Raw genomic sequence first — 16,229 nt, forward strand, 5'->3', positions numbered from 1 at the left:
CGATGCCGCATCCACCGGGCGCGTGGGGTGTCCGCCACGGCGCTGTCGGTGCCGGCTCGTGTGCCGCCGCGGCCGGAGGCCCGCTACGCGGCGGGTATGTCGACGCGGCAGGTGAGCACGCGGGACTCCCGGGTCGCGCGGCGCTCGTCGTCCAGGAACGAGCGGGCGGTGCAGATGAACAGGGTGTGCCCGTCGGCGCCGCCCAGCGCGCAGGCGTACGCGGTCTCGACGCCCGTCGGCACCTCCTCGCGGACCTCGCCGCCCTCGCGCACCCGCAGCACCCGGTTGTGGAACGCGTCCGCGACCCAGATGGCACCCTCGGCGTCGGCGCAGATGCCGTCCGGGGCCGTGGGCCTGTCGTCGGCCGGCAGGCCGGGCGCCCGCAGCGCGCCGGAGCTGAGGTCGGCCCAGATCCGCTGGCCGGCCAGAGCCCCGTCCCCGGCGATGTCGAACGCGGTCAGCCGGTTTTCGAAGGTCTCGGCGACCACGAGCGTCCGCCCGCCGCCGGCGGCGGGGAGGATGACCGAGCCGTTCGGGAACATCAGGTCCTTGGCCGCGACGCTGGTGGTGCCGTCCGGGTCGACGCGCACGAGCACGGTCGGACGGGGCGTCTCGCCGGCCATCAGGTCGAAACCGAAGTTCCCGGCATAGGCGCGGCCGTGCTCGTCGACCACCAGGTCGTTGAGGTGGCCGCCGCAGAACCCGGCCAGGTCGGCGTGCAGGGCGAGATCACCAGTCGGCTCCTGGCGCAGCAGGTGCCGGTCGAGCATCGAGACGACGAGCATCCGGCCGTCGGGCAGCCAGCCAAGCCCGGACGGCTGGCCCGGTACCTCGGCCACCACCTCGGCCGAGCCGCTGGCCGGGTCGACCGCGAGCACCTCGCCCAGGTAGAGGTCGGAAACCCACAGCCGGCCGGCATACCAGCGAGGGCCCTCCAGGAACGAACGGCCTTCGAGCAGCACCGAAACGTGGGTAGGGGTCACCCGGATCTCCATCCGTCGACGTGAGCGCAACGGCCCCGTCGCCAGCGTCGGCCGACGGATCCGACCCCACACCGTAACGGCCGCCGCCGTGGGGCTTCCGGTGCCCCTTCCGGGCCGAGGCTGACCGCCAGGCCGTACAGAGACGACACCGCCTACGCCTACAGCAGCACCGGCACCAGTCGAAAGAACTGCCCCGCCAACTGCGGCGGCGGCAACGAGTCGCCCCCGGATGGCGCCACGCCATCGGCTGTTTCGGCGAGGGCAGTCACCGGCAGTGGCCTCAACCAACCAGACCACCGCAGGAGGCAACAGTCATCCGCCCCGCCCCCGCGGCCGTAACGCAACGGCATTGCTCCTAGACGCGCTTGACTCTTATGTCTCGCCAGCCGATGATGAGATGTCCCAATATAGACTGAATATGGATATCTACGTTCGGAGCCGTCCTGCCACCGCCCAGCCGGACCCATAGACTTGGTGGCCGCCGTCATGCCGCACGTGTACCGGCACCGCGAGTTGCTGCCGTCAGCCGCGCCTGGTTCCCAGTCCGAGCCGGCCGGGTTTCGGGCGTCGTTGTGCTGGTCGCATCGGTCGCGTTGGTTGGCCTGATCGTCGGCGTACTGCCGCGTGTCGTGGACCCCTCCCCGGCGCGCTCGACCACTGGCGATGACCCTGCCCGTCTGGTCGACCCCTTCGTAGGCACCGCCCCGCAGCACCCTGATGTCATCCCGGGCGACGGGGTGGGAGGGGCCTTCCCTGGAGCCTCCGCCCCTTTCGGAATGCTGCAGTGGAGCCCGGACACGAGCGGACGATCGGCTTCCGGGTCGGGCGGTTACCGGTATGCCGACTCGACGATCGACGGGTTCAGCCTCACCCACCTGCATGGCACGGCCTGTCCCGCGGCCCAGGATCTAGCCATCATGCCAACGGCCAGCTTGCCGACTCAGCCGCCGACCGGCGCGGTTGACGAGCCCTCGCCGTGGGCTGCCGGGTTCTCCCACCACGACGAGTCCGCGACGCCCGGCCGCTACCAGGTCCGGATCGCCCCCTCGGGCGGAGGCGGTATCGACGTGGATCTGGCGGCTGGCGCCCGTACGGCCATCGGCCGTTTCTCCTATCCGGCGGGCAGCGAGGCAATGCTGACCTTCGACGCCGGGCGCCGCGCCGACGGCGCCCAGCGAGCGGACGTGCGCGTCGACGCCGCCACCGGCGCGGTCACCGGGTCCGTCACCAGCCGCACGTTCTGCCGCCAGCCGGCCGTAAGCACCCTGTACTTCGTCGCCCAACCAGATCGTCCGCCGACAACGGTGGGTACCTGGTCAGCTGGACACTGGTCATCAGCGCGGGACGCATCCGACGTGGGCGGTGCTACCGCGACATCTCGCTCCGCCTCCGCTGGTGCCTGGCTGCGCCTACCGCCTGCCGCGGACAATTCGGTGACCCTGCGTGTGGCAGTGTCCTATGTCAGCGTCGAGGGCGCCCGTGCCAACCTGACAGCCGAGTATCCCGCCGCCGTCGACACGGTAGCCCAGGCCACCCGGGCGGAATGGAACCGTCGGCTATCCGCTGTACAGGTCGCGTCGGCACCATTGTCCGACCTGCGCACGTTGTATACAGCGCTTTATCACGTCATGCTCGGCCCGGTCACCGTCAGCGACACCGACGGCCGCTATGTCGGATGGGACGGCTCCGCGGGACAGGCCACCGGATGGGTCGCTCGCAGCGGGATCGCCGGCTGGGACGCCTACCGCAGCACGTTCCCGCTGCTCGCGCTGCTCGCTCCCGACGTCGCCACCGACGCCGCACGGTCGCTGTTGGCCGCGGCGGCGCAGACCGGGTCAGTGCCCGGCTGGACCTTGGCGACCGGCGACGCCGGCATCATGCCGGGCGACGGCGGGACGGTTCTACTCGCTCAGGCCGTCGCGTTCGGGCTGCCGATCGACCCGGCGGCGGCGTTGACCGCCGCGCTGGACACGGCCGACCGACGTCCCTTCGCCGCGGAATACGCCCGGCTCGGGTTCGTACCCGCCCCACCCATCGGCCCGACGGACGCCGCGTCGATCACGCTCGAATACGCCCTCACCGACTTCGCCGTCGCCCAGCTGGCGTCCGCCGCCCAGCGGCCCGACCTCGCGGCCACCTTCACAACACGGTCAGCGCGCTGGCGTTCGGTCTGGGACCCGGACGCCGGGCTGCCGGCACCGCGTGATCCGGACGGCCGCTTCCACCAGGTCGAGCCGGTAACCATCCCGGGCTTCACCGAGGGCAACGCCGAGCAGTACGCGTGGCTGGTACCACAGGATCCCAGCGGTCTCGCCGGGGCCATGGGCGGCTGGCAGACAGCAACCCGCCGGCTCGAAACCTTCCTGAGCCGTGTCGACGACGGTCCGACCGGCGCGCACGCGGCGATGGGTAACCAACCCAGCCAGCTCGTCCCGTGGCTTGGCGACTCGTTCGGCGCTCCGGCCCTGACCGCCGCCACGTTGGACCGAGTCCGCCACACGCTGTACCGAGACAGCCCAGACGGCCTCCCCGGCAACGACGACACCGGCGGCCTGTCCGCCTGGTACGTACTCGCCTGGCTCGGGCTGGGCCCAGCCCAACCGGGCACCGACATGCTCGCCCTCGCCCCACCCGCCGCGACGTCAATCACTATCGCCCTCCCCAGCGGGCCGCTACATTTGCTCACTCCCGGAGCAGAGAACGCCGAAAGCCGCGTACCCGCCGGCCTGCGACGCGACGGCCACCCGATATCCGGACCCTGGATCCGATTCCAGGAGCTGACCCGAGGCACTGTTCTGGAATGGTCACTGTCCGACCAGCCAACGGCCTGGGGGACCGACAAACCATCGCCGCTCCCGCCCCCAGCGACCGATGCTGAACCCGGCGGCTCCTCCACTGCACGATAACGCGACAGGAGCAGGTGCCGGGCGCGGCCTGGTCTAACCAGCTGGGTCTGGTGGGCTCTCACGAGCGGTAATCTGCCTGCATGCCAGGGCGCACCACCACGACAGGCGCCGAGGCCACCTCCGCAGACGACAGCCCTCCGGGTGGCCCTGACGGCGCCGCGGCCGGGAGCGCCACGCCGCCGGCGTCCGCGACCGCGCCGGGGGCCCGGCGCGAGCAGCTGCTGGCCGCCGCCGCGCGGCTGATGGCCGACCGGGGCTACCACGGCGTCAGCATCAACGACATCGGCGCGGCAGCCGGCGTCTCCGGCCCCGCGGTCTACAAGCACTTTCCAAGCAAGCAGGCGATCCTCACCGAGCTACTGGTCGGCATCAGCGAGCGGCTGCTGGCCGAGGGGACCGTCAGGGCCCAGGCGGCGAGCCCCGACGAGGCGCTGGACGCGCTGGTGCGCTGGCATGTGTCGTTCGCGCTCGGTTCCCCCGAGCTGATCCGCCTCCAGGACCGCGACCTCGCCAGCATGGACGAGACGGCGGCGCGGTCCGTCCGCCGCCTGCAGCGCCGGTATGTCGAGATCTGGGTGGCCCAGCTGCGGGCACGTGACCCGGGGATCGCCGAGGACGCGGCGCGCGCCGCCGTCCACGCCGCGTTCGGCCTGCTCAACTCGACTCCGTACAGCGCCACCGGCGGCGCCGCCCGCCTCGGCCGCGCCCGCATGGCCGACCTCCTGCACCGCCTGGGCATGGCCGCCCTGCACGCCGCCAGCTGAGCCGGACACCGCGGCTCGTTCAAGGAACAGATCCGGGTGCTCGCGCATGCGCTCGCGGCGGAAGGGCCCTTCCGCGCGGGCTCGGGCGCGTACCTGCCCAGTGCCGACGACCAGGGCGCCGCGGATCGGATACTTAATGCCGTTCGCCTGTGCCCGTAAATGTTAGTCGCGGCACATTCGGAGTTCCCTGGCCGAGGTATGACCCCGCCTGTTTGTTTCGGCAACCTTACCGGCCGTCTTCCGCGCGGTATCCGTCGAGGCCGCCCCGAAACGCCGGCGCGCTTCTCGTTGTGACGTTCACAACGCCACGGCACGCTGTCATGAGCCCGGGACGCGGCCGGCGCCGCGGTATGTACCCGCAGGTAACAGCCGTGGCGGCGGACCGTACCGAGCGGAGCGGCCACGCCACGCCGTCCAGCGGGCGCGACGTATTTCGGCACGCCCGGGACGCACCACATATGGCGCGCAGACACAAGTGATTGACCACGAACCGCCGCCTAGGTACCAACTTATTCCACCGTGTCACCGACGTCCGGAGGGACGCGCGGGTGAAGCACCCGCTCGCCCCTCCTTTGGCAGTGCCGCCGCTCGTCGGTGACGCGACGCGTCAAACACGCTGGTCATGTCCCCTGTCGGCAGTGCCGCCGAAGTGGTCGGGTAACCCGGCCACTGACATGGCCAGGTTTTCGCTGGCGGAGGTTCGCTGAGGTTGAAACCCCAGAGCCCGGCCCGCGCGCTCGCCTGACCAGACGACTCCTGACCAGACAGACCCATCGCCTGACCAGACAGACCGCCTGCCCAGACGACCCCCCTCGCCCAGAGATCCGCTCGCGCGGATCCCTGGGGACCCCGGGGCGGCCGGCCCGCCAACAGCGTTTCTTTCCCAGCCCGTTCGCGACGCCGGTCGCCGCGAACCAACCTCGCGTTCCCGCACTCGTTGTCCCAGCCCGGGACGCCGTCGTCGGCATCCCGAAACCACCAGTGGAGGTTCCCTCATGCACCGGACATCGACTCCGTCGGCGCCACGCGCCGCCGGGTCACCACAGCGGCGCACCGCATTGCCCCCATCCACCGGCGCCGAGGCCGGTGGGCTGGGTATCCAGGCCCTGTCCCCCGCCGCCGAAAGCACGATCAAGTCCTTCAGCGGTTTCTGCGCTCTCTCCGCCGGCATCGGCGAGGCCGCCACAAGCGGGGTGACCCGACAGGTGCGTCGCAGCTCCGGCCGCCTCGGTGGCGGCGGCGGACCTGCCACCTCGCGGACCTACCGGATCCCTGTCGCCGATCCGGCGGGAACTCCGTCGCCGGTCCGGAAGGGAACCCGGGCCCGATGAGGATCGGTGTGGCGCGCGAGACCGCGCCGGGCGAGCGGCGGGTCGCCCTCATCCCGCAGGAGATCGACGGCCTGCGCAAGGCCGGCCACGAGGTGGTCGTCGAGGCGGGCGCCGGCGAGGGCGCGGGCTTCCCCGACGCGGCCTACGCCGAGCGCGGCGCGGTCGTCGGCACGGCGATGGACGTGTTCGCCACCGACGTCACGCTGTTCGTCCGCGTCCCCGGCTCGGACCCCACGGCGGCGGGCGAACTCGCCGCCTGGCCGCGGCCGGGACAGGTGATCGTCGGCCTGGCCGACCCGCTGGGGACGCCGGCCGCCGCGGCCGCGCTCGCCGCCCGCGGCGTCACCACCTTCGCGCTGGAGCTGCTCCCCCGCATCACCCGGGCGCAGGCGATGGACGTGCTGAGCTCGCAGGCGACCCTCGCCGGCTACAAGGCGGCGCTGGTCGCCGCCGGCCGGCTGAACAAGATCCTGCCGATGATGACGACGGCCGCCGGCACGCTGCCACCGGCCCGGGCGCTGGTGATCGGCGCCGGGGTGGCAGGTCTGCAGGCGATCGCGACCTGCAAGCGGATCGGGGCGGTCGTCTCCGCCTATGACGTGCGCGCGGCCGCCGCCGAGCAGGCCGAGAGCGTCGGCGCGACGTTCGTCGACCTGGGACTGGAGACGGAGAGCGCCGAGACGGCCGGCGGCTATGCCAGCGCGCAGAGCGAGGACTTCCTCCGCCGCCAACGGGAGGCGCTCGGCAAGGTGGTCGCCGCCCAGGACATCGTGATCTCGACCGCGCAGGTGCAGGGTAGGCGCGCGCCCGTGATAGTGACGGCGGACATGGTGCGGGCGATGGCGCCCGGCTCCATCGTGGTCGACATCGCCGCCGCGCAGGGTGGCAACTGCGAGCTGTCGAAGCCCGACGAGGAGGTCGACGTCGGCGGGGTGACGGTGCTCGCCCCGACGAACCTGCCGGCGACCGTGCCCGCGCACGCCAGCCGGCTGTACGCGAAGAACCTCGCCAACTTCCTGCGGTTGCTCATCGTCGACGACGCGGTCCGCCTCGACCTGACGGACCCGATCATCGCCGACACGTTGATCACCCACGGTGGCGAGGTTGTCTCCCCCCGGGTGCGCGACCTGCTGGGCCTCGCGGCTCTCGATGCCACCACGGCGACAGACGCCGCCGACAGCGACCGCGAGACGGCCGCCGTTTCGACCACGGCTGGGGGTTGAGGTCGATGTCCACCGCGATCGAGAGCGGCCTGTACGTGTTCCTGCTGGCGAGCTTCGTCGGCTTCGAGGTGATCCGGCGGGTGCCACCGCTGTTCCACACCCCGCTGATGTCGCTGACCAACGCGGTTGCCGGCATCTCGCTGGTCGGCAGCCTGGTCATCGCCGGCTCCGACCATGGCGTCATGTCGACCATCCTCGGCACGATCGCCGTCACCGCGTCGACGATCAACGTGGTCGGCGGGTTCCTCATCACCGACCGGATGCTGAAGATGTTCCGCCCCCGCGGCGCGGCCGGTAAGGGCACGCCGGCCGGCGGGGCGGGCCCCAGTGCCGCCGACTGGCTGCGCGCCAGGTTCCGCAAGGACGCCGCCCCCGCCGCGACCGCGACCGCACAGGAGACCGCCCGATGAACGACTACATCGTGCCCCTGTGCTACCTGGCCGCCGGTGGTCTGTTCATCGTCGGGCTGAAGGGCATCACGCAGCCGAAGACCGCTCGGCGCGGCCTACAAGCCGCCGAACTCGGCATGCTGTTCGCGATCATCGGCACGCTCGTCAACAAGGAGATCGTCGACTTCCGCTGGATCATCCTGGCGTTCGTCGTCGGGTCGGCCATCGGCGCGCTGATGGCGGTCTTCGTCCCAATGACGGCGATGCCGCAGCGGATCGCGCTCTCACACGCCTTCGGCGCACTCGCCGCCGGTCTCGTCGGCACGGCCGAGTACTACAACCACCAGCCCGAGATCGGGGCCTTCACGATGGCCGCGATCACGCTGGAGGTGCTGCTCGGTTTCCTCACCTTCACCGGCAGCCTGATGGCGTTCGGCAAGCTGCACGAGATCCTGCCCGGCCGCCCGCAGGTGTACCGCGGGCAGAACGTCGTGAACCTCGTCACGCTCGTCGTCGCCGTGGCTGCGGGCGTGTGGCTGGTCGTCGACCCATCGCGGACCTACCTGTTCCCGGTCGTCGCGGTGCTCGCGGCGGCGTTCGGCGTCATGCTGATCATCCCGATCGGCGGCGCGGACATGCCAACCGTCATCTCGCTGCTGAACTCCTACGCCGGCCTGTCGTCGGTGGCGATGGGTTTCGCGCTGGACAACAAGGCGCTCATCATCGCGGGCGCGCTCGACGGCTCGGCCGGTTTCCTGCTCTCGGTCATCATGTGCCGGGCGATGAACCGCTCGTTCACGAACGTGCTGTTCGGCGCGTTCGGCCAGGTGGACGCGTCCGCCGCGGCGAGTGGGGTGGTGGAGGAACGGCCGGTGCGCAGCGCCTCCACCGAGGAGGCGGCGATGCTGCTGGAGACGGCACGGTCGGTCATCATCGTGCCCGGCTATGGGCTCGCGGTGGCCCAGGCCCAGCACCGCATCCGCGAGCTGGCCGACGTGCTCGTCCGAAACGGCGCCCAGGTCCGGTTCGCCATCCACCCGGTCGCCGGCCGGATGCCCGGCCACATGAACGTGCTGCTCGCCGAGGCTGACGTGCCCTACGACCAGATCCTCGACATGGACGAGATCAACGCCGATTTCGCCCAGACCGACGTCGCTCTCGTCGTCGGCGCGAACGACGTGACGAACCCGGCCGCGAAGACGAACAAGGACAGCCCGATCTATGGCATGCCGATCCTCGACGTCGAAAGCGCAAGGACCGTCATGGTCGTCAAACGCGGCATGAAGGCCGGCTTCGCCGGCGTCGAGAACGAGCTCTACTACCAGGACAAGACCCTCATGATCTTCGGAGACGCCAAGAAGGTCGCCGAGGGGCTCGTCCACGACTTGGAGGCATCCGTGCACGCCTGAGCCGTGCACGCTCGCGCCACCGGGACCAGTCCAGGGAATGAGTGACTGGACTGCTCCCGGTGGTCACAAAACTGGACTGGTCCCGCCAGTCATCAGGACGACAGCGCGGCCCGCGAGCGCGACTTAGCCTGCGGCGTCATGGATTCCTCACGTTCAGGCGAGCCAGGCTCCCGCTCGCGCGCGCTCCGCTGGATACCGTCATCGCTGCTCATGGCGGGCGGCGGCGCCGGCGTCATTCTCGGACTCGTCATGGGATCGAGCTGGGGATGGGGCAGCAGCCACACCATCCACAGTCTGCTGTGGGGCACCATCGCCCTGTGCGCGGGAATATCGCGACTGCCACCGGTCCGCGACGCCGAGCAGGAAACGGAGCAGGCGGCGGGCGTCGACAAGCTCCGGCCTCAGGCGCCCGAGTCAACCCAAGCCGGCTCGGGCGCCTGAGGCGCTTGTCAGTCGGCGCCTCTGTCAGTCGGCGCCTCTGTCAGTCGGCGCCTCTGTCAGTCGGCGCCCCGAGTCACGTCTCGCGCCCCGTGGTCAGCTCGCCGTCGCTGGCGAGACGCCGAGGATGGCGTGCATGGTGCGCAGCGCCCAGGTGGGGGCCTGGGTCTCGCCGTGGAGCTGCCGGGCCGGGTTGATGCCGGCGGCCAGCGCCTCCAGGCCGAAGACGGCCTGGTCGGGGTCGAGGTCGGCGGCGAGCTCGCCGGCCGCGATGGCGGTCCTGATCTCAGCGGCGAGGGTGCGCCGCCAGCGGCCGGTGACAACGACCAGCGCGTCGTGCACCGGGCCGGTCCGGCCGTCCCACTCGAAGCTGGTCTCGGCTATGAAGCAGCCGCCCGCGAATCCGGGGGCCTCGGCGTAGCGCGTCCACGAGGCGCAGATCCCGAGGAGGCGTTCCAGGCCCGGCCGCAGGTGGCGCACCGGCTCCCAGACCCGTAGGCGGAAGAGATCCGCCGCATGGTCGAGAGTGGCGAGCTGAAGCTGCTCCTTGGAGCCGAAGTGGCCGATCACGCCCGACTTGCTCATCTCCAGATCGGCCGCGAGCCGACCGATCGTGAGTCCCTCCAGACCCTCGACCGACGCGATGTCGGCGGCGCGCCGCAGGATCGCCGCGCGGGTGTCGAGCGCGTCAGCGACGGAGCGGCGGCCAGACACCAGTCGAGCATACCGATCGACCGTTCGCTATTGAAGTACGAACGTTCGGTCGCTAAATTGCGGCATCATGAGCTCCCAGCCCCTGTCCTCCGCCGCTCCACCGTCCAGCCCGGCCACGGTCCTGTCGCCGGCCCCGGACGGGCTGACGCCGTCCGCGGCGGCGCCAGCCCGCTCAACCCGAACCGCGGTGTTGCTCGCCTGTGGTGGTTCGTTCCTCGCGTTCCTGGACGCGACGATCACCAACCTGGCGGTACCCGACCTCGCCCGCGACTTCGAGGTCGGCGTGACCTCGGTGTCCTGGGTGGTGACGCTCTACGCGCTGCCGTTCGCCGCGCTGCTCGCGCCCGCCGGACGGCTGGCCGACCTGTTCGGCCGCCGCCGGCTGTTCGTCGCCGGAGCGGCCCTGTTCACGGCCGCCTCACTGCTGGCCGTCGCCGCGCCGGTGTTCCCGGTTCTGCTCGCCGCCCGTGCCGTGCAGGGAGTCGGCGCGGCGCTGTTGATCCCCGCGTCGTTCGCGATCGTGCTCGCTGACACTCCGCCCGACCGCCGCGCCGCCGCCATCGGCCTGTGGAGCGCCTCGGCGGGGCTCGCGGCGGTCGCAGGCCCGGCGGTCGGCGGGATTCTGGTGGACGTCGCCAGTTGGCGGGTGCTGTTCTGCATCAACCTGCCGATCGGGCTGTGGCTGATCGAACGCGCCGTCCGCTACCAGCCCAGGGCCACGCCAACCGAAATCGGGGCCAGTACCGGAGCCGGGGCCGACACCGCGCGGCGCCGCGCGCCGGACGCCCTGGCCACCGTCCTGCTCGCCGGCGGCATCGGCGCGGTCGTCCTCAGCCTGACCGAGGCGCAGCGATGGGGTTGGGCAAGCCCGGCGACACTCGGGTTTCTGCTGGGGGGCGCCCTGAGCACGGTCGCGGCCGTCGGCCGGTCGGCGCGCCACCCGGCCCCGGCCATCGAGGTCGACCTGTGGCGCATCCCGGGCTACGCGGTCGCCAACGTCATCTCCGCCCTGTTCGGGGCCGCGCTGTACGCCTCGCTGCTGCTCGGCGTGCTGTTCCTCGTGGAGGCCTGGCAGTACTCGGTGCTGACCGCCGGCCTCGCGATGACACCCGCGGCCGGCTGGGCGGCGCTCGTCGGTATCTCGATCGGCCGGTCCCGGCGGCAACCAGCGCCCTGGGTGCTGGTTGTCGTCGGCGGCGCCCTGATCGCCGCGACCTCGCTGGTGCTCGCGATCTGGCTTCCCGCCGACGCGCGCTTCCTCACTGTGTGGCTACCGGCCGGGCTGGGCCTCGGCGTCGGCATCGGCGCGGTCAGCGTAGGAGTGTCCAGCGCCGCGGCCCTGGCGGTGGAACCCCGGCGGTTCGCGGCGGCGGTGGGCCTCAACATCGCGGCCCGCCAGGTCGGCGGGGCGATCGGCGTGGCCGCGACCGCGCTCCTGCTCGATCGTCAGCCCGGCGATGGCATCGGCCCCTTCCAGGACGTCTACTGGATGATGGCGGCGCTGTGCGGCGCGGTCGCCGTCGTCGGCCTGCTGCTACGCCCTTCGCGGCGCCCGGGCCCGCTCACCCCGGAGGTCGGGCGGTGACCGTTCTAGACGACGCCCTGGAGCGGGCGGATCCCGACTGCCTGACCCCCGCCGAGGAGGCCGAGCTGCTGCGCGGCGCGCCCTGGCGGCGGCTGGTGGTGCTGGGCGACAGCATCGCCGCCGGGGTGCGCGAGCCCCGCGCCGGCTACCGGGACCTGTGCTTCGCCGACCGGCTCGCGGCGGCGCTCGCCGACGAGCGGGGAGCACCGCGGGACCAGCTTCACCGCTCCCGCCAGGCGGATGAGTCAGGAGGCACCCACTATCTCAACCTCGGCGTGCCGTGGGCCTGCCTCACCGACGTCCGTGACGGCCAACTGCCCGCGGCGCTGCGGTTCGAGCCGGACCTCGCGCTGATCGTCGCCGGCGGCAACGACACGCCGCGCCCTGGCTACGACCCCGACCAGGCCTGGCGCGAGCTGTTGGACATCGCCCTCCCGCTCGTCGACCGGGGCGCGCTGGTGGTGACCATCGGCCTGTTCGACCTCGCCCGCTCGGGGCTGGTCTCGCCGCGGACCGCGGCAACGATGGCCGGCCTGCTCGACCGGCTCGACACGATCACCGCCGCCGTCGCGGCCCAGGTGGGGGGCCTGCACGTCGACACCCATCACCACCCGCGCGCGGCCGACCCGGCCATCTTCGCCAGCGACCGCGTGCACGCGAACGCGGCCGGCCACGCCATCGCGTCGGCCGCGATCATCCGAGCGCTCGCGGCCCGCTGCCGGGGCGAGGCGCTGGACGCGCTCGCCCCCGTGTCGGGGCGAGGCGCTGGGCGCGCTCGCCCCGTGTCGGGCGCTGAGCGCCCTCCCTAGGTGGTTCCGGGTCCTGGCATATGGCGGTGGTGGGGCTTGGACCGGGCTGACGAGGTGGCTGGGTTGGCGGTGCGCCGATGCGCTGTTACCAGGTGTGGCCGAGGTGCGCTTACTGGTCGCTGGGACGGCGTCGCGGGCCGCCGCGCGGCTGGACATCCGAGCCCATGGGATGTCGGTCGGTGGCCCGTCAGCCCGGCCAGCCAGCCAGTCCAGTGCGCTGGTTGCCGGTCGTCACCAACTCTGATTGCCTACGGGCATCAACGACAGATAAGGCATCTATCTGTCATCCGTGCACTGTCATCCGTGCACTGTCGCCCGCCGGTGGCGCCGCGCTCCGCCGGCGAGGCATGGAAGGTGGGCTGGTGACGTTCCCGCTGGCGGGCATCAAGGTGCTGGACTTCTCCGAGCACGGGTTCGTGCCGTCGGCCGCCGCCGCGCTCGCGGACTTCGGCGCCGACGTCATCAAGATCGAACGGCCGACCGGCGACCCGATGCGGCTGGTGCATCCGAACCAGCTGGTGCCGTCCGCGGACGGCGTCGAGTACATGTACGACCTGGTCAACCGCAACAAGCGCAGCATCGCGTTGGACGTGACGGTGCCGGCCGGCCGCGAGGTGCTCGAACGGCTGGTCCAGTGGGCCGACGTCTACATCACCAACCAGCTGCCCCGGGTACGCCGCAAGCTGCGCACCGAGCCCGCCGACCTGTTCGCCGTCAACCCGCGGCTGGTCTTCGCGAAGGGCCACGGCTACGGCCAGGCGGGACCGGACGCCGAGTCGGGGGGTTTCGACGGCGTCTCCTACTGGGCCCGCGGCGCGGTGGCCCACACGCTGACCCCGGACGGCGCGCAGGAGCCCATCGACCAGCGGCCCGCGCTCGGCGACATCCCGTCGGGGATGTTCCTCGCCGGCGGCATCTGCGCGGCGCTCGTGCACACCCTGCGGACCGGGCAGGGTGTCGTCGTCGACACCTCGCTGCTCGGCGCCGCCGCCTGGGCGCTCGGACCCGACCTGGCCTACGCGTCGGTCACCGGCCGGATGATGGACTCCGGCAAGGACCGCCCGCGCAGCCCGCTGACATTCGCCTACCGGACCCGCGACGGCCGCTACCTCCAGCTGATCATGCTGGACGACGACCGCTACTGGGCGCAGGCATGTCGGGCGGTCGGCCTGCCGGAGCTGATCGACGACTACCCCGACGACGCCGCCCGCCGCCCGGCCTGGCCGGCGCTGCGGGAACGGTTCCGTGCCGCGGTCGCCGGTTTCGCCCGCGCCGAGCTCTCCGACCGGCTGCGCGCCGAGGGCTGCATCTTCTCCGTCTTCGCCGACCCGCCCGAGGCCGTGGCCGACCCGGCGGTCGCCGCCAACGGCTACCTGATGCCGCATCCGACGGTTCCCGGCCTACGCCTGGCCGCCGCCCCCGTCCAGTTCGACGACGCCCAGCCCGCCATCCGCCGCCCGGCGCCGGGAATCGGCGAGCACTCGGGCGAGGTGCTGGCCGAGCTCGGCTATGGGCACGACGAGGTGGCCCGCCTCGCGACGGACGGTGTCGTCCGCCTGGCCGACTGACCGGCCGCCGCCAGGCGCCGGCCGCCTCTGCTGGTTACTGGGTGCGGACCGGCGCGCAAGCCCGCTGATCGGGCATCCGGGCGACGGCGGCGGCGTAGCGTGGCTACCGTTCGGTAGAGCGACGGCCGGCGTGGCCAGGACAAAGCTGGGTTTACCGGTCGAAGGCCCGGCCGGCCGGGCCAACCCTCGGCCGCCCGCAGTCCGTGCCAGGAGGAACGCGATGACCGCGACGACGCCCGTAGGCGCCTCCCCCACCGCGACGCCCACGCCCGCCGCCCCCGGCGCGGCCACCGGGCCGGGGCGCCGGCTCGACGCGGCGCTGCTGGCGCGGCTGGTCTCAGGCGTGACCGCCACCGGCGAGCCAACGACGGTCACCGCGCCGTTCACCGGCGAACCACTGGTCTCGTTGCCGCGGTCGACCGCCGACGACGTCCAGGCCGCCTACGCCGCGGCGCGGGCGGCGCAGGCCGCATGGGCCGCCACGCCTGTCCGCGACCGGTCCGCCGTCCTCGCCCAGCTGCACGATCTGGTCCTGAGCCGGCGGGACGAGGTGCTCGACATCCTGCAGTGGGAGACCGGCAAGGCGCGTGGGCACGCGTTCGAGGAGGTACTCGAGGTCGCCGCCTGTGCCCAGCACTTCAGCCGCCGGGCCCCCGGGCTGCTCGCGCCGCACCGCCGATCCGGCGCCTTCCCTGTGCTGACGCGGGCCGTAGAGTCACGCCGCCCGAAGGGCGTCGTCTGCGTGATCACCCCGTGGAACTACCCGCTGGCGCTGTCCGACGACGTCCTGCCGGCCCTGGTCGCGGGCAACGCGGTCGTGCAGAAGCCGGACACGCAGACGGCGCTGTCCGCGCTCTGGCTGCGCGAGCTGGCGATCGAGGCCGGCCTGCCGTCCGAGCTGTGGCAGGTGGTGCTGGGCGGCCGGGACGCCATCGGCGACCCGCTGGTCGACGGCGCGAACTTCATCGCGTTCACCGGTTCGACCACCGCCGGCCGGACGATCGCCGCGCGCGCCGGCCAGCGGCTGATCGGGTGCTCCCTCGAGCTCGGCGGGAAGAACCCGATGGTCGTGCTCGCCGACGCCGACGTCGACAAGGCGGCCAGAGGGGCCGTCCGGGCCTGCTTCAACAACGCGGGGCAGCTGTGCGTCTCCATCGAACGGATCTACGTCGACCGTTCGGTCCACGACGCGTTCGTGCGAGCGTTCGCGGGTGAGGTCAACCGGCTCCGGCTCGGCGCCACCCTCGACTACACGACCGACATGGGCTCGCTCACCTACCAGCGCCAGCTCGACGCCGTCCGCGCGCACATCGACGACGCGGTCTCCAGGGGAGCGACGGTGCTCGCCGGCGGCAAGCCGCGCCCCGACCTGGGTCCGCTGTTCCACGAACCGACGGTGCTCACCGACGTCACCCCCGACATGGCCCTCTACCGCGACGAGACGTTCGGGCCGGTCGTGGCGATCTACCCGGTGGACGGTGACGACGCCGCGGTCGCCGCGGCCAACGACACCGAGTACGGCCTGAACGCCAGCGTGTGGAGCCGCGACGCCGGCCGCGCCCGCGCGGTCGCGGCGCGCATCGACGCCGGCACGGTCAACATCAACGAGGGCTACGCGTCGGCCTACGGGTCGCAGGGGGCGCCCATGGGCGGCATGAAGGCCTCCGGTCTCGGCCGGCGCCACGGCGACGAGGGCCTGCTCAAGCTCACCGAGCCTCAGACCGTCGCGAGCCAGCATCTCCTCGGTTTCGACCCGCCCCGTTTCCTCGGCCCCGACCGCTACGCCACGGTCCTCACCCACTCCCTCACCGTTCTCAAGCGCCTCCGCATCCGCTGAGACGAGGGCGCTGAGTCAGGAAGGGCACGACCTCGGCCAGGAACTGCTCCGGGCCACGGCTGTGCACCCGGTGGCCCACCGGGACCGTGACGAGCCGGGCGCCACGGATGGAACCCGCCGCCTCGACCAGCCGCTGTCGCGGTATGTGGCTCGGCGCTACTTCCTGCCTCGACAGGGACGGCCCCTCGGTCGACCGCCTTCGTCCCGCCGATCGTGAAAGTGGCCACCGCGCGCCCTCGCGGGAGCACACGGGACGAGAATGCGGTGGGGTAC

At 72.2% G+C, this 16,229-nt stretch carries 13 protein-coding genes; 11 read left to right on the top strand and 2 right to left on the bottom strand.

From position 1 onward, the window contains the following. Window positions 1–83 precede the first annotated feature (83 nt). The gene (locus QOZ89_RS04015) at window positions 84–983 is read right to left on the bottom strand and encodes an SMP-30/gluconolactonase/LRE family protein (protein ID WP_312622991.1); all 900 of its coding nucleotides are present in this window, start codon (window positions 981–983) and stop codon (window positions 84–86) included. Window positions 984–1,555: 572 nt separating this feature from the next. Between QOZ89_RS04015 and QOZ89_RS04020 the strand changes: the two genes are divergently transcribed. From QOZ89_RS04020 to QOZ89_RS04050, 7 genes are all read left to right on the top strand, one after another. Further along, window positions 1,556–3,889, top strand: coding sequence for a GH92 family glycosyl hydrolase (locus QOZ89_RS04020; protein WP_397428674.1), 2,334 nt, complete (start codon window positions 1,556–1,558; stop codon window positions 3,887–3,889). Between the two features lie 80 nt (window positions 3,890–3,969). Then, window positions 3,970–4,653, top strand: a complete 684-nt coding sequence (locus tag QOZ89_RS04025) for an SACE_7040 family transcriptional regulator (protein WP_198543054.1) — start codon at window positions 3,970–3,972, stop codon at window positions 4,651–4,653. A gap of 995 nt (window positions 4,654–5,648) precedes the next feature. Next, window positions 5,649–5,984, top strand: a complete 336-nt coding sequence (locus QOZ89_RS04030; protein WP_071046710.1) for a hypothetical protein — start codon at window positions 5,649–5,651, stop codon at window positions 5,982–5,984. Beyond that, window positions 5,981–7,207: an NAD(P) transhydrogenase subunit alpha gene (locus tag QOZ89_RS04035; protein ID WP_312622993.1), complete on the top strand. Its 1,227-nt coding sequence runs from the start codon at window positions 5,981–5,983 to the stop codon at window positions 7,205–7,207. Before QOZ89_RS04030 ends, QOZ89_RS04035 begins: the two co-directional genes overlap by 4 nt. A gap of 5 nt (window positions 7,208–7,212) precedes the next feature. Then, window positions 7,213–7,617: an NAD(P) transhydrogenase subunit alpha part 2 gene (locus tag QOZ89_RS04040; protein WP_071046712.1), complete on the top strand. Its 405-nt coding sequence runs from the start codon at window positions 7,213–7,215 to the stop codon at window positions 7,615–7,617. Next, window positions 7,614–9,005, top strand: a complete 1,392-nt coding sequence (locus tag QOZ89_RS04045; protein WP_071046713.1) for an NAD(P)(+) transhydrogenase (Re/Si-specific) subunit beta — start codon at window positions 7,614–7,616, stop codon at window positions 9,003–9,005. Before QOZ89_RS04040 ends, QOZ89_RS04045 begins: the two co-directional genes overlap by 4 nt. 138 nt (window positions 9,006–9,143) lie before the next feature. Beyond that, a complete protein-coding gene (locus QOZ89_RS04050; protein ID WP_131803745.1) occupies window positions 9,144–9,446 on the top strand; it encodes a hypothetical protein in 303 nt (100 codons plus the stop codon). A 93-nt stretch (window positions 9,447–9,539) separates the two neighbouring features. Here QOZ89_RS04050 and QOZ89_RS04055 read toward each other — a convergent pair whose 3' ends face one another. Beyond that, a complete protein-coding gene (locus QOZ89_RS04055) occupies window positions 9,540–10,157 on the bottom strand; it encodes a TetR/AcrR family transcriptional regulator (protein WP_071046715.1) in 618 nt (205 codons plus the stop codon). A 67-nt stretch (window positions 10,158–10,224) separates the two neighbouring features. Here QOZ89_RS04055 and QOZ89_RS04060 point away from each other — a divergent pair, with 67 nt between their 5' ends. From QOZ89_RS04060 to QOZ89_RS04075, 4 genes are all read left to right on the top strand, one after another. Next, window positions 10,225–11,742, top strand: a complete 1,518-nt coding sequence (locus QOZ89_RS04060) for an MFS transporter (protein WP_312622994.1) — start codon at window positions 10,225–10,227, stop codon at window positions 11,740–11,742. Beyond that, entirely contained in the window at window positions 11,739–12,551 is an 813-nt protein-coding gene (locus tag QOZ89_RS04065; protein WP_312622995.1) for a GDSL-type esterase/lipase family protein, read from the top strand. The genes QOZ89_RS04060 and QOZ89_RS04065 overlap by 4 nt, the downstream gene beginning before the upstream one ends. Before the next feature lie 362 nt (window positions 12,552–12,913). Further along, entirely contained in the window at window positions 12,914–14,119 is a 1,206-nt protein-coding gene (locus QOZ89_RS04070) for a CaiB/BaiF CoA transferase family protein (protein WP_071046132.1), read from the top strand. A 220-nt stretch (window positions 14,120–14,339) separates the two neighbouring features. After that, the gene (locus QOZ89_RS04075; protein ID WP_312622996.1) at window positions 14,340–15,956 is read left to right on the top strand and encodes a succinic semialdehyde dehydrogenase; all 1,617 of its coding nucleotides are present in this window, start codon (window positions 14,340–14,342) and stop codon (window positions 15,954–15,956) included. Window positions 15,957–16,229: the final 273 nt, after the last annotated feature.

Source organism: Pseudofrankia coriaricola (assembly GCF_032027725.1).
Taxonomy (GTDB): Bacteria; Actinomycetota; Actinomycetes; order Frankiales; family Frankiaceae; genus Pseudofrankia.

Coding starts and splice junctions, on each gene's coding strand:
- QOZ89_RS04025 (WP_198543054.1), top strand. CDS start 3,970: ATGCCAGGGCGCACCACCACGACAGGCGCCGAGGCCACCTCCGCAGAC.
- QOZ89_RS04030 (WP_071046710.1), top strand. CDS start 5,649: ATGCACCGGACATCGACTCCGTCGGCGCCACGCGCCGCCGGGTCACCA.
- QOZ89_RS04035 (WP_312622993.1), top strand. CDS start 5,981: ATGAGGATCGGTGTGGCGCGCGAGACCGCGCCGGGCGAGCGGCGGGTC.
- QOZ89_RS04040 (WP_071046712.1), top strand. CDS start 7,213: ATGTCCACCGCGATCGAGAGCGGCCTGTACGTGTTCCTGCTGGCGAGC.
- QOZ89_RS04045 (WP_071046713.1), top strand. CDS start 7,614: ATGAACGACTACATCGTGCCCCTGTGCTACCTGGCCGCCGGTGGTCTG.
- QOZ89_RS04050 (WP_131803745.1), top strand. CDS start 9,144: ATGGATTCCTCACGTTCAGGCGAGCCAGGCTCCCGCTCGCGCGCGCTC.
- QOZ89_RS04060 (WP_312622994.1), top strand. CDS start 10,225: ATGAGCTCCCAGCCCCTGTCCTCCGCCGCTCCACCGTCCAGCCCGGCC.
- QOZ89_RS04075 (WP_312622996.1), top strand. CDS start 14,340: ATGACCGCGACGACGCCCGTAGGCGCCTCCCCCACCGCGACGCCCACG.